The organism is Aquimarina hainanensis, from assembly GCF_042684685.1.
Lineage (GTDB): Bacteria > Bacteroidota > Bacteroidia > Flavobacteriales > Flavobacteriaceae > Aquimarina > Aquimarina hainanensis.
Genome location: NZ_JBHULX010000039.1, coordinates 394,706 through 412,992, shown reverse-complemented (window position 1 = coordinate 412,992; position 18,287 = coordinate 394,706). Strand labels below are relative to the sequence as shown.

Below are 18,287 nucleotides of genomic sequence, written 5' to 3'. Positions count from 1 at the left end.
CAATTAATATTTAAAAGAATATATAACGATTAAACAATTATGATGTATGAATTCGAATTCAAGAACTGAAATCAACACCAAAAAGAGCAAAAAAGTTATTTTTTTTGATGGGGTGTGTAACTTATGTAATGGCTTTATTGATTTTGTAATTGTAAGAGATTTACAAAAAAGAATTTACTATTGTTCATTGCAATCAGTTACAGCTAAAGAAATAGTAGCGCATAAGGAACAACTGATTAATCATCCTTTTTCTACTATTTATTATTATGATCAGGACCAACTGTATAGTAAATCAACGGCAATCTTAAAAATTCTACAGGAATTGCCTAAATATAGGTTTATAAGTTCCGTACTACTATACATTCCTCCCGTGATAAGAGATCGCTGCTATCATTTAATAGCTAAAAACAGATACTTCTTTTTAGGTAAGAAAAACACGTGCCGTATCCCATCGGTAAAAGAACAATCTCAATTTTTATACTAATCCTACACTGTTAGAACAATGAAAAAAATATATACAAGACTAATGACTTACTTCACTTCTGTTCTCATGATTTTCTTTTTCTGCAGGAATATCATTTTGGTACAAACAAAAGAAATGGATAGCTGGATGGAGGTTTATTTTACTACCATTAAATTATATGCCTTTTTCGAGATTATTTAATCTGCTTTGAGGTAGTACGCCTCTTACTCCTGCAAACAACTACTTTATCCCCTGTTCAAGATTTAACAAAAGAAAGAATGACTGATATTTTTTTCTTAGTATTCTCTTATTTTCTAATAAAAACAGATTACTCATCTCGAATAATCTGATGATTTACACAATGACTTTATCCAAGGTTTTGGTGCGCTGTACTTTACCGGTAGGAGTTTCTTCAAAAGTAGTTACAAAATAAATTTCTTTGGGAACTTCGTATTTGGAAAGAATCTTTAGGTTGACAATAGCTTCTTTCAGAAATTCCTCTATAGTTTCATCATAGGTTTGCTCCACCACAAGAACAACCTTATCTCCCAATGCATCATCCGGAACAGAAGAGACAAAGAATCGCTTGGTGATCAATAATTGTAATTTAGTTTCTATCTCTTCAGGATACAACTTGATGCCTCCGCTGTTAATGACATTGTCATAACGACCTTTCCAGGTGAATTTCTTATAACTGTTTAGTTCGATGACATCATTCGTAATAATTACTGCCTCATTACTTAATCTAGGAGCTTTAATTGTCAGGCAGTTACGATCATCTATTCCCAGTGTTATTCCTGGCAATGCTTTAAAAAAACGGGCAACATCTTTCTTCTTTTTTGGATTCACACGTCTGGCTGCGATATGAGACACTGTTTCTGTCATTCCATAGGTCTCATAAATTTTTGTTTTAACTCCCTGAATTAATTCTTTGAGGTTCTCTGAGATGGCTCCTCCTCCGACAATTAACTTTTTTACTAAATGAAGTCTGTTTAAGGAGTTATCGAGCTGTAAGGGCACCATTGCACAAAAGTCATATTGCTTGTATACCGTATCTAATGGGTTGGTCTTTGGAGGAACAATATCAAGTTTCCATCCCAATACCATAGCGCGAACCAACATCATCTTACCTGCAATATAAGTAGCCGATAAACACAGTAAAGCAGTAGTTCCCTCACCTACCTTAAAAAACTTCCCCGTAGCTAATGCACTTTGGATCATGTGTAGTTTAAATACTTTGATAGCCTTGGGAGTACCGGTAGAACCCGAAGTGTATACTATGATGTATTCATTGCTGTCCAGCCATTCTAATAAGAACTTACCAACCTCCTGTTCATACACTTCTCCTTCCTTTATGAACAAATGCGCTTGTTCTTTTAAACTGTCATTAGTAAATAACTGTTTATTAATGGAAAATTCTTTATGGATTTGGGGGGTAGAAAAATAATTCACTGTCTCCATAATCAAATGTCAATATTATTATACAGGTTTATGTTATGACAGTATGAAAAGATTATTATGTTTCTAATACCTTTTATGAAACTTTTCCCATAAGTTTCTCTTTCCATCCTGTCCATTGGTATTTTTTTGCTAAAATCCCTATAAAAATAGGAAAGACCACAAAAACAGGCAATAATACTTCAAAACTCTTATCAGGTTCTGACATATCTATAAACAAAGAATCGGTTTGAAAAGCAGTCCAATTGGCTGTAATTAATAAGGCCGTAACCAGATTATTAGCCAGATGAAATCCTAAAGCCAATTCTAGTCCTTCATCCATCAACGTAATAATACCTAAAAAGAATCCGGTTCCGATGTAGTACACTAAAATAATAAGTCCTATTTTATCAACTTCTGGGTTTGCCAGATGCATTAACCCAAATAATACAGAAGTCACCACCAATGGCACCCATCGATTTCTGGCTGCCAATCCAATCCCCTGCATCATATACCCTCTAAACAGGTATTCTTCAAAACTGGTTTGAAAAGGAATTAACAATACACTCAGTAAAAATAGGATTGCGAATTTTTCTGCATCGAAATTCCAAATAAACTGCGATGGGTCAATAAAATAACTAATCGTTACGGATACAACCACAAAAAGTCCCATGAGGATAAACATGAAAAGAATACGCTTCCAGTCAATTTTTTTTCTGCTGGTCGTTAAAGATCTGATTCCCTGACGGTGAACAAATTTGACCCAAAAGAACAATCCCCCTAAAAAGATGACAAATGTGAGGAGGTTTTCTGCAAAAAAACGATTCTTTCCTTTCTCGGTGATTTGTTGTTCGAACATGGCTGCTACATCGACATCAAATGTAGTTACAAACCAATAATTAGCCGCCATTAAACCTAAAAATGCAAGTGGTAGTGGAATATATTTCCACATTCCCAAACTTCCTTCTTTTCCTTTTTCTATATACATTTATAATTGTGTGTGTATTAATTGATCAAATTCCCAATGTTGTTCCGGATCATACCGCAGCCCTCCCTCACTTACAACTAGAGGAGACGGTATATTATTCGTATATAAACCTCCTGTTCCAAGTCCCTGAGGCAAGTCATTTTCCAAGGTATATGTAAACTGACTAATCGCATTTAATCCGATATTACTCTCTAATGCGCTGGTAATCCACCAGCCGATATTCATGGATTCAGCAAGACGAATCCATTCCATACTTCCTCTAAACCCTCCTATAAGACTCGGTTTTAGTATTATATATTGAGGTCGAATCGTTTCTAATAGTTTCTTCTTTTCTTCATAAGCAAAAATCCCTATAAGTTCCTCGTCTAATGCAATTGGTAATGGAGTCTGTTTACATAGCGATTTCATTTCTGTCGTCTGTCCCTGCTTAATCGGTTGCTCTATACTATGAAGCGAGAATTCCTGTAACTGAGTTAGCTTGGTCAGGGCTTCTGAAGGAGAAAAAGCACCGTTAGCATCTACTCGTAATGTAATCACGTCACTAGAAAACTGCGATCTGATATACGCTAATAGCGATAACTCGGTATCAAAATCTATCGCTCCTATTTTCATTTTGATACACTGAAAACCTGCTGCCAGTTTTTGAGTGATCTGCTCCTTCATAAAATCTTTCTCCCCCATCCAGATCAAACCATTAATAGGAATATCCTGAATGCCTTTGGTAAAATCAGAAGGAAATAAAATAAACGGATCTCTTGCTCGCAATGACTTAAAAGCCATTTCTACACCAAATTGAATACTGGGAAATGCTGTCAGCTCATTATAAAGGGCTTCTTCTCCCAGATGGATGTGCTCACATACCCATTGTAATTTTTGCTCATAATCTGGTCGGTCATCTATGCTGAGGGTTCTGAGAATACCACACTCTCCAATACCAATGGCAGTACCGTCCTGTAATAGCAAAAACCAGGTTTCCTTAGTAGTCAATACTCCTCTAGAGGTACCACTAGGTCGTTTAAATTCTAAAATATACTGTTGATAAGAAGCTGTCATACGTTAAGAGTTCCTCCTATTTCTAATAGTAGCAATTCTTTATCTTTTGTTACAAATGCTTCACGTGCTTTTTCATGATCAATTTCTATATACCCAAAAGTATCATAATGTACTCCTAATACACGATCACAGGCTACAAAATCACTGGCAATAACAGCATCATCTATTCCCATCGTAAAATTATCCCCAATTGGAAGGATTGCCAGGTCTAACTGCGTATGCAGTGGAATCAATTTCATATCCATGGTCAGGGCTGTATCTCCTGCGATATAAATGTTTTTATCTGCTTCTATAACAAATCCTCCTGGTTGTCCTCCATTGCTTCCATCGGCAAAACTACTGGTATGAATCGCATGTACGTATTTTACCTTTCCAAAATCAAATGTCCAGCTCCCTCCATGATTCATCGGATGCACTTCGATTCCTTTGCTTTGATAATGCATCGCAATCTCATAATTAGAAACAATGATAGCATTAGTGTTTTTGGCAATAGCCTCTGCATCCAATACATGATCTTGATGAGCGTGTGTCAATAAAATGTAATCTGCTTTTATAGCATCAATTGCAATGGCATCTTTTGATAAAGGGTTTCCTGAAATAAATGGATCGACAACAATCGTCTTTCCATTTGTCTCTATAAGTAACGTATTTTGTCCGTAAAAAGTAATATTCATGTCGAATAGTATTTTAATTATTTCAAAAACTTATATAGCATACCCTAAACTAATTAATATAGCTAATAAAAAAGTACTTAAAGCGACTTTTTTTAATTCGGGATCTAATTGCTGAGGTATTGAAGTGTTCCTTACTGTATTAAAATGAATTCCTAACGGAATAAAAGCAATCAGGAAAAGCGCATGTATCCACCGTTCATAAGTCAATCCTAAAAATAACAATAACGTACCTGTTGCTAAGATGAGTAAGCCATAATGGTATTTTTTTCCTTTAGAAAATCCCATTTTAACCACTAATGTATTCTTTCCTGCGGTTTTATCTCCATCGTGATCTCTGAGGTTGTTTAGATTCAGTACCGCAGTACTTAATGCTCCTATACTAATGGCTGGCAGAAAAATATGCAGGGATAACGACTTAGTATATAAAAAATAACATCCTACCACACTAACCAGCCCAAAAAAAATAAATACAAATACATCTCCTAAGCCTTTATACCCATATGCAGAACTCCCCATAGTATACTTCATCGCTGCTGCTATACAAAAAACACCTAAAATCAAATAAAAGACAGAGAAGATCAGGTGCTTACTTCCAAATGAAAGATAAATAAGGTACGTGGCTAATAAAAATGAAATAATAGCAGTAAGAATGATACCATTAAGAAGTTCTTTTTTACTAAGCATTCCAGATTGTAAAGCTCTGGCCGGACCAATTCTTGATTCATTATCTGTTCCTTTCACACCATCTCCATAATCATTGGCAAAATTGGATAAAATCTGTAATCCCAAAGTAGTCAATATCGCAAACCAAAAGACAGGTGATTGAAATAGACCTCCATCCACTTCTCTTATGGTGTTGAGTTCTTTAAACCCCAAAGAGGCTCCTACTATAATACCAGAAACAGAAAGTGGCAACGTTCTCAATCTGGCTGCCATAACCCAGGCTTTTACTTTTGACATCGTATATCGCATTCTAATTATCATTCAAAGGAACAGTAAATTCATCAAAAAAAAAATAAAATTCACATCCAGATATAATCACATAGGTATAAAAAAGAACTTACCTCCTGTATCCGAGGAGGTAAGTGTTGGGGAAAACAAAAAAAGTAAGGGAAAAATTGTAATTGGAATACATGACAAATATAAAACGCTTTGTAGATAAGTAGGTTACGGTTAAACCTCAAACTTTAGCAGGAATACGGGTAAATCATCTTGCACCATGCATATACACTATTGTTATACAGTTATTTATTATAAAAATACACCTATTATTAAAGTGCTGAAAAGTGTGTTTTTTTTAAAAAATACTTCAGTATCGCCAAAAAAAGATTTTATAGAACAATTAAAACGACTAAATTTGTCAGAATTTAAATGTAAACCCTAAAATTTATATTCCTTGAAAAGTAAAAAGGCTGTCAAATTAATCGATAAAATTCTGGGAGATCTTGAAAGAGTTGGAATTATAACCAATACACTTATAGAAGATTTAAAAACACTTCGTCCCTTTGCAATTGAAGAAGAAGTTCCGTTGGTTGTAAAAACCTTACGTCTTACGTATGAACACATAGAGGAGAATGACACTTTTTTAATACCAATCCCTGATGATGATCCTATTGAGGAAGATGAGCTGGTATCAGAAAACAATACAACGGTAGAAACAGAAGTAAATCCCGTCGAAAGTTTACAATACCTAATAGCTTTAATGAAAGATCTGGATAATAAAATGAATATTGCAGACCTTAGAGAATACAGCAAAGCATTACGCGATTTCTCTAACTAAGTATCTAGCATAAAATAGCAATAGTTCCCTTTATAAAGTAATTTTTATAAAGGGATTTTTTATTATGCATACATAATTAATTGATTATCAATCCGCCTTTTTTCCACTAAAATAAAAAAACACTAAAAACACAAAGTACTGACAAACAGCAGTATACACATAAAAAAACCGTAATTTTCCTACTCAATAGCAGTATTTACCTACAATTTTTGTATTTATATCAACTTCTCCTCTTTCAAACGCACTCTTTACAGAGAAAACTCTTCATTTTAACGTTTTTTAAGATATAAATTTTAACAGTTTAATTTCTTTATTAATCTTTGTACTTGTCAATTATGAACGATACTCTTAAACCTACATGTTCATTAACCCATTTTTTTTAATCATACCCTAATATTAAATACTATTAAATTTTAAAGAAAGTGATTAGTCATTTTGCTAATCCATTTTATATGAATCAGTTTAATAATTTTTTAATTTTTCAAAACCAATCTTTATGATTAAAACTACTTTTAATAAAAATGGCAATGGGTCGTTTTTATTTTCAAACAAATTCATCTTACTCCTGACATGCTTGTTCATGTTTTCAGGAGCTGTTATGAGCGCTAAAAGTGCTATTCCAACAAGCACTACTGAAGAAATTGCACTAACTTCTGAAAATAACAGTGAAGATTACGCTTGGTCCAGAAAATGTGTAACTTTCAAAAACACAGGAAAATGTGCTACCGACATTTACATATACGACGGTTGGTACTGCCGATTCAAAAAAAGATTGGCTCCAGGACAAACATGGACTACATATGCATATGCAGGAAATGTATTTAGAGCTGTTGAAGCTGATGCCGGAAGTTTTAATAACCTGAAGTATGACAAAAGATACAAGGTTACTTATTCCAATTATCAAGTAGTGCACTTATGTCCTGAGTACTGTATAGATCCATGTGATGATCTTACAGTAGATGCAGGAGAGGATGTAGAAGTTTGTAACGAAGAAGAAGTAACTCTTTCTGCAACAGTAGCAGGTACTACTACATGTACTACAGATGCAGAGTCTGACTGTAATCATACGTTATATAAGCACGGAGGATACTGTAGCTGGTACTACCCTCCTTCTAATGCAGCATACTGTGGTAGTGGACATGGTGCTAAGCTATGGACTGCCGGAGGATATGGTACTTCTTTTGTAACAATAGATTTTGGTAAGGTAGTTCCTGCAGGAACAAAAATCCATACCAAAATGAAATTAAAGCACTGTTCTAATACATATTCTAATAAAGCAAGTGCTACTATCAAGGCTTCCTTAAACGGAGATAATGGATTTACTTCTCTTGGAACCGTTAAGTTCTCTTCTCAATATTATGCTGAGTACACATATACATTAGATGCACCAGCGAGATACATAAAAGTAAAAGATAATGGACAATGTTCTTTCCTAGTTGACTACGTGCGTTATGAAATCGAAGCAACTACTAATGATACTGTAGAGTACGAATGGTCAGGACCTGGTATCGTTGGAGCAAATAATACAAAAGATATCACTGTAAATAAAGCTGGAAACTATACCGTAAAAGTAAAAAGCTGTGACGGATGTGAAGCAACTGATACTGTAAAAGTAAAAATCAACAACTCTCCTGACGTACAGGTAACGTCTGTAGATGCTACTTGCGAAAATGCTACTGGTTCTATCACATTTACATATGAAGATACACCAAACAGAACAAACATTGAACTTTCTATTGATGGAGGAAACAACTTTACAAATGTAAAAGACGATTCTGGTTCTTATACTTTTGATAACCTTGCTCCTGATACGTATGATATCGTAGTAAGATGGGGGAATGACGATTGTCCTATCGAGCTGGATTCTGTAACTATTATCGAAAAAGAAGTAATTACTGTGGATGCAGGAGATGATCAAACAGTATGCAAAGGTGATGAAGTAGTTCTTACCGCTTCTGTAACAGGAGAAGGACAGTGTGAAGAGTGTGTTGAGTATGAATTACTAAACACTGATTACTGTAGAGGATCACAACATCAGTTTGTTGTATTTATTAACGACAACGGAACCAGAAGATGGTTTAGAAATGTTGATATGACATGGACTCTTAATGCAGATGGAACTGCAACTGTAAAAGGGACTGTGTTAGAATATAACAATACTCCAAATACTGAATTTGAAGTAGATGCTACCTACTCTGGGTATACAACAACTGCTCCTGACGGAAGTCCTAAAGGAAATGACTGTCATCAGGAAGAAGATTCTTCTGGGTGGGCATATTATACACAGTTAACTGGTACTATCACACAAGTTGGTGGTGGATTAAGCTACTCTATCGGAAGAAGAGGACCTTCTTTCCAATTAGGTATCGACGCTAATAACTTCGAAGCTACTCCAGGTACAAACGGTGGATCTGGATGGTTTACAATAGACGGAGCACCAGATTCATTTGGTGACTTTAACTTCAACTTCGGAGAATGTATCACTAACAATACTAATGGAGTACAGTATCAGTGGTCTACAGGAGAAACAACACCAAGTATTGTAGTATCTCCATCTGAAGATACTACATATACAGTAACTGTTAATAACTGTGGAGATTGTACTACAGAGGATTCTGTTACTGTATTTGTATCTGATACAAACGTAAGTGCTGGGGATGATGCAAATATTATCGAGGGAGAATCTACTACCTTAACTGCTACCAGCGATAATGCTGTAAGCTATGAGTGGTCTAATGGAGCTACTACAGCATCTATTGATGTTTCTCCAACAACTACCACTACATATACAGTGACTGCTACCAATGCAAACGGATGTACTGCTACGGATACTGTAGTAGTAACAGTAGAGCCAGATCCTTGTACAACTAAGGAATACGATGTTAAAGCATATCCTATTCCAGTAGAAGCAACGGGAATTCTAACAGTGGACATCGCTGTAGATCAGGATCAGGAAGTTACTTATGAAACCTTTAAAATGGATGGTAACAGAACCGGACCTGCTGTGAAGAAGCAAATAAACAGAGGTTGTAATACATTTACTATCGACCTAGATAAGCATTGTAACTTCTTACCAGGTACAACATATATCTTAAAAATTACTGGTGGAAACTGGACAGAATCAATTCAGTTCATGACAAAACAGTAGTTTTTTTAAAAAACCTATAAATATAAACCCTGCAAGAGTAAATCTTGCAGGGTTTTTTATACGTATCTGTAAATAAAAGCGTTTATAATTTGTAATGATTTTGGGATTAAAACGTCCTAATTTATAGTCAGAAAAAATTATTGAAATTTTATGATTTTTTAATCCTGACGTAGTTTCAAAAATAGTATTTTTACGAACTTTTATTTAAAGAACGCGAATGAAGAGTAATTCAAAATCTGTTAAAAAGACAAGGCTACAACTATTACATCAGTACTATAGTTATACAGGTTTTTATAAGTTTTTGGGAAAGAGTTTAAAAAAAGCCCTTCCTCCTATTCTACTATTTATTGCAGCGCTGTTATTTATAAATTACTTTGTTGTCAATATTAATGATTTACTTATTTATGTAACTGAGAATTATTCTGACTATACTGTTTTTGGTATCTTCTTTGCTTCGGAATCAATTTTGGGATTGATTCCCCCAGAAATATTTATTGCCTGGAGTGATAAAGCATCCAGCCCTATAACCTATCTTTCTATTTTGGCACTATTGTCTTATCTGGGTGGGGTGGTTTCTTATTTTTCGGGAATTGCTATAGCCAAAATCCCTACGATGAAGAATTACCTGGAAGTAAAAATGGCAAAACATATTAAAAATACCAGAAAATGGGGAGGATTTTTAATTATTGTAGGAGCATTACTTCCTATTCCATTTGCTATTACCAGTATTGCAGCAGGGATTATAGGATATCCACTTACTAATTACCTACTGTTTGGTTTATTGCGTTTTCTTAGATTTTATCTCTATGCAGCTGCTATTTTTAGTTTAATATAGATATACTACTTATACATAATGAAAGAACTAACTCGGTATTTTTATAAGTTACTTATCAAAAATAACGTCTCGCCGGAATTGGCAGAATATCTCAATGTTATTATCGGTGTTATTGTTCTTTTACTTGCTATTTTTATCATAGACCTGATCTTACGCAGAGTTATTCTGGGCATATTTCAGAATTATGCCAAACGCTCCAAAAATATTTTTGATGACTTCTTGGTTAAGAATAAAACCTTTAACTATTTAGCACATATAGGTCCTCTATCGATTATAATCTGGGTAGTCCCCAAATTATTTATAGCCTTTCCAAAAGCAGAAAAAGTGTTGGAAGTACTATTCGATATGCTTGTTATCGTACTGACCATATGGATTGTACGTAGTGTCCTCAGAACCTTTCGGGATTTTTTAAAAACACTCCCATCTTTTAAGGACAAACCTATTGATAGTTATATTCAGGTATTTATGATATTTGCCTGGTCCATTGGAGCTATTCTTATTTTTTCATCTATTACCGGTAAATCCATCTGGACATTTCTAACCGCATTAGGAGCTATGTCAGCGGTGATATTGTTAATATTCAAAGATACCATCCTCGGGTTTGTCGCCAGTATACAAGTAGCTGTTAATGATACCGTTCGTATTGGTGACTGGATTACAATGAGCAAATACGGAGCTGACGGAGATGTTATAGAAATCAATCTATCCTCAGTAAAGGTCCAGAACTTTGATAAAACCATCACCACTATACCAACCTATCACCTAACCTCTGAATCTTTTAAAAACTGGAGGGGGATGCTTGACTCTGGTGGAAGAAGAATTAAACGTTCTATCCTTATCAAAACATCTTCTATTAAATTTCTTTCTGATGAGGACCTGAAAAAACTGGCAGATATCGAATTGCTTAGTGATTATATCGATACCTCCAGAAAAGAAATTAACGAATTCAATAAGAAACACGCGGTCAACAAGAAGCTTCTTATCAACGGTCGAAACTTATCCAATCTGGGGGTCTACAGAAAATATGTAGAAAAATACCTGGAAAACCACTCATATATTAATAAAGAGATGACAATTATGAGTCGCCAGTTAGCCCCAACTGCTCAAGGTACTCCTATTGAAATCTATGCATTTAGCAATGATAAAGTGTGGAAAAATTATGAAATTATCGTAGCTGATATGTTTGACCATTTTCTAGCGGCTATCCCATACTTTGACCTGGAAACATTCGAGCTACAATTTTCTGTTAATTCCTGATTAATTCTAGTGCTATTTTATGCCCAGTACGTACCTTTGCAGCTAGCTAAACTATAAATTACTGTCGTATGCTAAAAGCATTTAAAATTATAAGTTATCTAGAAGGTATTTCCTTTTTATTGATATTGTTTGTGACCATGCCACTTAAGTATCTCTTTGATTCTCCGCAACCCAATCAAGTGATCGGAATGGCACATGGGTTATTATTTCTCCTTTATGTGGTTTTTGCCATTATGATGAAAGAAGAAAGAAAATGGAATGGAAAAACCTTATTCATCGTTCTTATATGTTCCATTATTCCTTTCGGAACTTTCTGGATGGACAAAAAATACCTGAAATAAACTACCTCGTGACGAGTCCGCGAGATACTCATTGGAAATAAATTTTCAATTTCAAGGCAAGCCTTTAGGTATTACACTCTTTGGCCATGCCAATAAAATAGTTTATTCCGGATACTCTATCCTTAGATGATAGATATTAGTAAGTTTTCGTTTGAATACTTTTTTGATCTGCTGAATTTCTTTGAAAGTAATATTAGCATTTAGAAACTGACCGTTTTCCATTTGCTTATTGATAATTTTCTCTACAAAAGAATCAATCAGGCTACTGGTCGGGTTTTTCAAACTCTTGGAAGCAGCTTCTACACTATCGCTCATCATAAGGATAGCAGTTTCTTTAGAAAAAGGTTTCGGTCCCGGATATTGAAAATCTTCAATGGCTACATTTTCATTGTTTTCTTTTTCTTTGGCATAAAAATAATAGACTACATTAGTACCATGATGGGTTCTGATAAAATCAATAACCCGATCTGGTAATTTATGTTTTTTAGCAATCTCTACTCCTCTGATTACATGATTGATTATTACAGTGGCACTTTCTTTGGGCGATAAGGTATCATGTGCATTTCCGGAACTGGTTTGGTTTTCAGTAAAAAAAGTTGGATTTGCCATCTTTCCTATATCGTGATATAAAGCCCCTACCCGCACTAACATCGCATTTGCTCCAATTTCATTTGCTGCTGCTTCTGCAATATTAGCTACATTGAGAGAATGATGAAAAGTTCCCGGAGCTCGGTCAGATAACTCTTTTAGCAAAAAAGAATTCGTATCACTTAACTCTAAGAGTGATACATCAGAGATTAAACCAAATACTTTTTCATATACATAAATAAGAGGATGTACAATTAAAGCTGCTAAACCACTTAAGATAAACAATGAAATAGTGGACCAGTCAATATTCGTTACAATTCCTTCATGTATGATATGAAAAGCAATATACACCAAAATATAAATAAAGGTTATTTTCATAACCGTGATAAAAAGATTGGCCCGCTTAAATGATTCAGAAACAGTCAGAATAGTTACAATCCCTATAATAATCTGCGAAAAGGTATACTCATAACTATTAGGAACAATAAATCCCAAAATCAAAACCGTCACAATATGCGTGAATAACCCCAAACGAGAATCAAAAAACGCCTTTAACACCAATGGGAGAATACACATAGGAACCACATAGATATATTCTGATTTATACTTGACCACCAAAGTGGTTATAAGTACCATGATAAATATATTAAACGCAATAAAGGTTAATTGTGTGTTATTGTCAAAGATATCTGCTCGATATTTTTTTATAAACAACAACAACATTAACAGTACCAATCCAATTAACAGGGTATAACCAAATACAATCCAGTAAAAATTCTTGTCACTCCATACCTGTGATTCATATTCTGCCTTTAATGAATTCAATATCTGTAGCGTATCTCCTTCCACCACTTCTCCTTTGGCAATAATCCTGCTATCTTTGGATACACTTCCACGAGTGGTCAACACCTGGTTTAATTCTTCTTCCAAAATTCGTTCGGTAAAATCCGTATTGAGACGAACATTGGATTTTACCAGATCGTAAAACAATGAAACCAACTGACTTCTATAGTCGGTAAATTCGCTATTGCTAATCGAAGAGTTAATAAAATTAGCCAGTTCTCTATTGTTCAGCAATTGTCCATAGGTAATTGCTTCAGCTTTATTTCCTTTATTTAAAAAGATTTGCTTTTTATTCGAATAGCCGTAATTCTCCTCTAATACTCCATATTTATATATTTCATCCAACAATGTCTTCCCAAATTTCAAAATGCCTCTACGATCTTCTTTCGAGCTTTCATTTTCTTTACTGAAATAGGAAGAAAAATTAGTTAAATAGTTTTTCCTGACATTTTGAGAGATGATCGTATCGTACTGAAAATAAGGAATCAGATTATCTTCTATTGTTTTTTTCTCTTTCTTTATTTCCTCTGCTGTTTTGGAAATAGCAAAATCAAAAGGCGCATACAGGTTTTCATACTGCCATGGTTTTCCTTTTGTAAATTCGTATTTAAACAAACCTCCCTTAGGAAATAAGTAAACGATAAGAAAAGTCGTTATCGCAAAGAGAAAAACCTTGTAAATAAATGATTGGTTACGATATAGGCTATCTAAAAACTTTTTCACAAATATAGTTTTATTGATATCTCAAAAGTACTAAAAAATAAGAGACTAAGACATCTTAATACTGTTGGTAACTTCCTTATATATTTCCTTTAAAAATCCTTAAATTCGCAAAAAACTATACACACATTTTTAAATACATATATAAATGAGTAAAGAAGTTGTCATCGTATCAGCTGCGCGCACACCAATTGGAAGTTTTATGGGAAGTTTATCTACTGTCCCGGCAGTACAATTAGGGGCGACAGCGATCAAAGGAGCCTTAGATAAAATCAATTTAGATCCAAAACTGGTTGAAGAAGTGATCATGGGTAACGTAGTACAGGCAGGAAACGGTCAGGCACCTGCCCGACAAGCTGCTCTGGCTGCTGGGATTGATCAAAATGTACCTTGCACAACTATCAATAAAGTGTGTGCCAGTGGAATGAAAGCTGTCATGCAGGCTGCGCAAACAATTGCTTTGGGAGATGCTGATATTGTTGTTGCAGGAGGAATGGAAAATATGAGCTTGATCCCACATTATGTTCGATTGAGATCAGGACATAAGTTTGGACCTCAAACTTTTGAAGATGGAATGCAAAAAGATGGACTGGTAGATGCCTATGATAATAATGCAATGGGAGTATGTGCGGATCTATGCGCTAAAGAATACGAATTTAGCCGAGAAGACCAGGATGCTTTCGCTATACAATCATATGAGCGTTCGGCAGCAGCATGGGAAAGTGGAAAGTTTGATAATGAGGTAGTGCCTGTAGCAGTTCCACAACGAAGAGGGGAACCTGTTATGGTTACAAAAGATGAAGAATATACCAATGTAAAAATGGAGAAGATTCCAGCATTGCGTCCTGCTTTTACAAAAGAAGGTACCGTAACTGCCGCGAATGCTTCGACTATTAATGACGGAGCGGGTGCTGTTATTGTTATGAGTGCTGATAAAGCTAAAGAATTAGGATTACAACCACTGGTAAAAATTACAGGGTATGCAGATGCTGCACAAGAACCACAATGGTTCACCACTGCACCAGCAAAAGCGTTGCCTAAAGCCCTATCTAAAGCTGGAGTAGCCATAGAAGATGTAGACTTTTTTGAGTTTAATGAAGCTTTTTCTGTAGTAGGCTTAGCCAATCTAAAAATATTAGGACTTAGCGACGAGAATACTAACGTTAACGGAGGAGCCGTTTCATTAGGACATCCACTGGGATGCTCAGGAGTCCGAATTATAATAACTTTAATAAACGTTTTAGAACAAAATAATGCAAAAACTGGAGCTGCAGCCATATGTAATGGTGGTGGTGGTGCCTCAGCGATGGTCATTGAACGTCTGTAAGTAATAATAATCCAGTAGTAATTAAAATCTTTGCATGCAATACGGTATTTGTAATTTAAGTATTGTTCCACTTCGAGCTGAACCAAAGGATACTAGTGAATTAACCTCACAAGTACTTTATGGAGAACATTTCAAAGTATTAGAACAGCGAAAAAAATGGAGTCGTATCCGTCTGGCTTTTGATAAGTATGAAGGCTGGATTGATAATAAGCAGTATTTAGAAATTACCGAGGACGATTATAAAGACTTTGATCAAAAATCTCCTGCTCTTGTAGGAGATCTTATCGAATTTGTATGTTCTGACGAAAATCAATTAACCCCAGTGCCAATGGGGGCCTCGTTAACCGCTCTTGAGTACTTTGGTCATTCTTTCGAAGGTCAAAGAATTGAAGATAAACAAGAAAAGAGCAAATTGATCGAAACTGCTTTCTTATTTCTTAACGCTCCTTATATGTGGGGAGGGAAAACCAATTTTGGAATTGACTGTAGTGGTTTTACTCAAATGGTTTATAAAATTAATGGGTATAAACTAAAGAGAGATGCTTCACAACAAGCTACACAGGGAGATCCGCTAAGTTTTATAGAAGAAAGTGAACCTGGAGACTTGGCTTTTTTTGATAATGAAGAAGGGCTTATAACGCATGTTGGAATCATAATGAAAGATAATTATATCATTCATGCACATGGAAAAGTACGAGTAGACAGAATTGATCACACAGGTATTTTTAATGCTGAAAAAAGAACACATACACATAAGCTCAGAGTAATCAAACGAATTATATAAGAGTTTAGATTCTTATCTAACAGACTAAAAAAAGGACAAATTCCGATAGAGGGTATTTGTCCTTTTTTTATACTTCGTTTTTTATAAAAAGAAACTTTTATCACATACACAAACACCTAAAAACAAAAACATTACAATAAAACACCCTCCTCTACAAACGATATCGCACCAATTGTTTTTATATATAATTAGAAGAAGTTGTGCAGAAAATATAGGTGGCTTTTGACAAAAATGTACACCTGTAATCAGGCAAACATCCGCATCTTTGGATCAACAAAATAACATTATTATGAAAAACACAATACTCAACTTAGTTATAATTACGCTCTGTAATATAACTTTTGCTCAGAACTCTGCACCATCATCTCATCTTACAGCCAAGGACAAAGTAGCTGGAGATATTCTTATGAAAACAGTTCGTTCTACTATTACTACCGATGCTACCTATTACTGTACAATGCAATGGAATGGTGGAGCTGAAGGAGGTGCCTACTGTGGTTTCCAGGACTCTCCGGATAAGGGACATACATTTATCTATTCGATATGGGATCCCAGCAATGGGAAAACCATTACAGCTGATTTTGTTGGAGAGGGAACCAAAGTAGAAAACTTCGGTGGAGAAGGAACCGGTCTCAAATCCATGAATAATACGATTGGCTGGAGCCTTAATGAATGGAATACTGTAGTAACACGTCGTTGGGATGTTGGAACTCATTCTTATTTCGGATTTTGGGTTCGAAGAGATTCTCAAAACAAATGGTATCATATGGTAACAATGAATTATCCGGTCGCGAATGTTACCTTTAACAGTGATACCAATGCATTCTTAGAAGATTGGCTCAGTACCGGTTCAAAGAAAAGGCGTTTTGAGATGAAAGATGGGTTCAAAAGAAAATTGGATGGAAACTGGGTATCCATGAATGAAGCTGTATACAAAAGAAATGATGAACCCAGGTCAGAAAATTACACAAATGCCGTAGATGCAGGTGTAAGTAACGGCGTTTATTTTATGCAATCCGGAGGAAACTCCTCTCCTAGTTTCCCCGGAACTCCACCTATTACATTACGTACTAATACGAATGCTCAGCCATCAAATCCAGCAATTTCCTTTTCTATAAGTACACTTTCCTCTTCAAAAATAACTTGGGAAGTCCCTACTTCCGCCACTCCTCAGTTTAAATACACTATTAAGATCAATAATAACACAGTACAATCTAAAATTGCTCCGGAAACAAGAACCGCTGCGATAAGCGCAACTCCTGGCAGTATTGTAGAGTTAACGCTTGAGGATATTCTTGGAAGAACTACAACACAAACCAAAACAATCACTACTAATAGCGTACTTCCTAATGGGGTATATAAAGTAACTTTTGAAAATAGTCAAAAATCGTTAGATGCTTTCGGGATGAATAATGGATCGAATATTGGTCTATATGAATCCCATGGTGGTCCTAATCAACAATGGGAAGTAATCAATCTGGGAAACAACATCTATAAAATTACGAATATTAAAAATGGAAAAAGCATTGATGCTTTTGGACAAAACAACGGAGACAATATTGGATCGTATGAATATCACGGAGGTCCTAATCAAAAATGGGAAATTAATATCGTAAGCAATGGAGTCTATCAGGTAACTGATTACCGAAGTAAAAAATGTATAGACGCATTTGGTACAAGTAATGGATCGAATATAGGATTATACGAGTGTCATGGAGGAAGTAACCAAAACATACGATTCACACTGGTGTCGACAAGAAAAAATAGCAAAGAGATCACATCAGACCTTTCTTCATACATCTATCAAAATGCAGGTGTCTTATATATCAATATCAATGACGCAACGAGAAAAAAAGCGAAAGTTTCTGTCTTCTCTATCCAGGGATCAGAGGTAATCAAGAAAGAAATCTACACAGGAAAACCACAACAAATAAACCTAATAAATTTAGCGAAAGGACTTTACATTTTAAAAACAGATGGAAATCTGGTAAAAAAGATTACTGTACAATAAGTACAAAAACTTATTAGGATATAACAAAGGAGAATACA

The 18,287-nt window shown here is 35.1% G+C and carries 15 protein-coding genes; 9 read left to right on the top strand and 6 right to left on the bottom strand.

The window, feature by feature from the left end:
* Window positions 1-46: 46 nt before the first annotated feature.
* Window positions 47-484, top strand: a complete 438-nt coding sequence (locus ACFSTE_RS17770; protein WP_176030319.1) for a thiol-disulfide oxidoreductase DCC family protein — start codon at window positions 47-49, stop codon at window positions 482-484.
* Window positions 485-817: 333 nt separating this feature from the next.
* On the opposite strand, the gene ACFSTE_RS17765 is transcribed toward ACFSTE_RS17770, so the two are convergent.
* The 5 genes from ACFSTE_RS17765 to menA form a co-directional block, all read right to left on the bottom strand.
* A complete protein-coding gene (locus ACFSTE_RS17765) occupies window positions 818-1,924 on the bottom strand; it encodes an AMP-binding protein (protein WP_378254744.1) in 1,107 nt (368 codons plus the stop codon).
* A gap of 73 nt (window positions 1,925-1,997) precedes the next feature.
* Window positions 1,998-2,888 (bottom strand): CPBP family intramembrane glutamic endopeptidase, encoded by an 891-nt coding sequence (locus ACFSTE_RS17760; protein WP_378254742.1) that lies wholly within the window; start codon window positions 2,886-2,888, stop codon window positions 1,998-2,000.
* The gene (locus tag ACFSTE_RS17755) at window positions 2,889-3,941 is read right to left on the bottom strand and encodes an o-succinylbenzoate synthase (protein ID WP_378254740.1); all 1,053 of its coding nucleotides are present in this window, start codon (window positions 3,939-3,941) and stop codon (window positions 2,889-2,891) included. It abuts the gene before it with no gap.
* Window positions 3,938-4,615 carry a metal-dependent hydrolase gene (locus ACFSTE_RS17750; protein WP_176030323.1) on the bottom strand — a complete coding sequence of 226 codons (678 nt, stop codon included), beginning with the start codon at window positions 4,613-4,615 and terminating at the stop codon, window positions 3,938-3,940. Before ACFSTE_RS17750 ends, ACFSTE_RS17755 begins: the two co-directional genes overlap by 4 nt.
* 30 nt (window positions 4,616-4,645) lie before the next feature.
* The gene (gene menA, locus ACFSTE_RS17745) at window positions 4,646-5,575 is read right to left on the bottom strand and encodes a 1,4-dihydroxy-2-naphthoate octaprenyltransferase (RefSeq protein ID WP_176030324.1); all 930 of its coding nucleotides are present in this window, start codon (window positions 5,573-5,575) and stop codon (window positions 4,646-4,648) included.
* A gap of 436 nt (window positions 5,576-6,011) precedes the next feature.
* Here menA and ACFSTE_RS17740 point away from each other — a divergent pair, with 436 nt between their 5' ends.
* The 5 genes from ACFSTE_RS17740 to ACFSTE_RS17720 all read left to right on the top strand — a co-directional run bounded on the left by ACFSTE_RS17740 (window position 6,012) and on the right by ACFSTE_RS17720 (window position 11,976).
* Window positions 6,012-6,395 carry a hypothetical protein gene (locus ACFSTE_RS17740; RefSeq protein WP_176030325.1) on the top strand — a complete coding sequence of 128 codons (384 nt, stop codon included), beginning with the start codon at window positions 6,012-6,014 and terminating at the stop codon, window positions 6,393-6,395.
* A 496-nt stretch (window positions 6,396-6,891) separates the two neighbouring features.
* Window positions 6,892-9,543, top strand: coding sequence for a hypothetical protein (locus tag ACFSTE_RS17735; protein ID WP_378254737.1), 2,652 nt, complete (start codon window positions 6,892-6,894; stop codon window positions 9,541-9,543).
* A 217-nt stretch (window positions 9,544-9,760) separates the two neighbouring features.
* The gene (locus tag ACFSTE_RS17730) at window positions 9,761-10,378 is read left to right on the top strand and encodes a YqaA family protein (RefSeq protein WP_176030327.1); all 618 of its coding nucleotides are present in this window, start codon (window positions 9,761-9,763) and stop codon (window positions 10,376-10,378) included.
* An 18-nt stretch (window positions 10,379-10,396) separates the two neighbouring features.
* Window positions 10,397-11,635, top strand: coding sequence for a mechanosensitive ion channel family protein (locus tag ACFSTE_RS17725; protein ID WP_378254735.1), 1,239 nt, complete (start codon window positions 10,397-10,399; stop codon window positions 11,633-11,635).
* Between the two features lie 68 nt (window positions 11,636-11,703).
* Complete coding sequence (locus tag ACFSTE_RS17720) at window positions 11,704-11,976, top strand: DUF3817 domain-containing protein (RefSeq protein ID WP_176030329.1); 273 nt, start codon at window positions 11,704-11,706, stop codon at window positions 11,974-11,976.
* A 102-nt stretch (window positions 11,977-12,078) separates the two neighbouring features.
* Here ACFSTE_RS17720 and ACFSTE_RS17715 read toward each other — a convergent pair whose 3' ends face one another.
* Window positions 12,079-14,130, bottom strand: coding sequence for an HD family phosphohydrolase (locus tag ACFSTE_RS17715; RefSeq protein ID WP_176030330.1), 2,052 nt, complete (start codon window positions 14,128-14,130; stop codon window positions 12,079-12,081).
* Between the two features lie 145 nt (window positions 14,131-14,275).
* On the opposite strand from ACFSTE_RS17715, the gene ACFSTE_RS17710 reads away from it, so the two are divergent.
* From ACFSTE_RS17710 to ACFSTE_RS17700, 3 genes are all read left to right on the top strand, one after another.
* A complete protein-coding gene (locus ACFSTE_RS17710; RefSeq protein WP_176030331.1) occupies window positions 14,276-15,454 on the top strand; it encodes an acetyl-CoA C-acyltransferase in 1,179 nt (392 codons plus the stop codon).
* 34 nt (window positions 15,455-15,488) lie between these two features.
* The gene (locus ACFSTE_RS17705; protein ID WP_176030332.1) at window positions 15,489-16,238 is read left to right on the top strand and encodes a C40 family peptidase; all 750 of its coding nucleotides are present in this window, start codon (window positions 15,489-15,491) and stop codon (window positions 16,236-16,238) included.
* A gap of 289 nt (window positions 16,239-16,527) precedes the next feature.
* Window positions 16,528-18,249 (top strand): DUF3472 domain-containing protein, encoded by a 1,722-nt coding sequence (locus ACFSTE_RS17700; RefSeq protein WP_378254732.1) that lies wholly within the window; start codon window positions 16,528-16,530, stop codon window positions 18,247-18,249.
* Window positions 18,250-18,287: the final 38 nt, after the last annotated feature.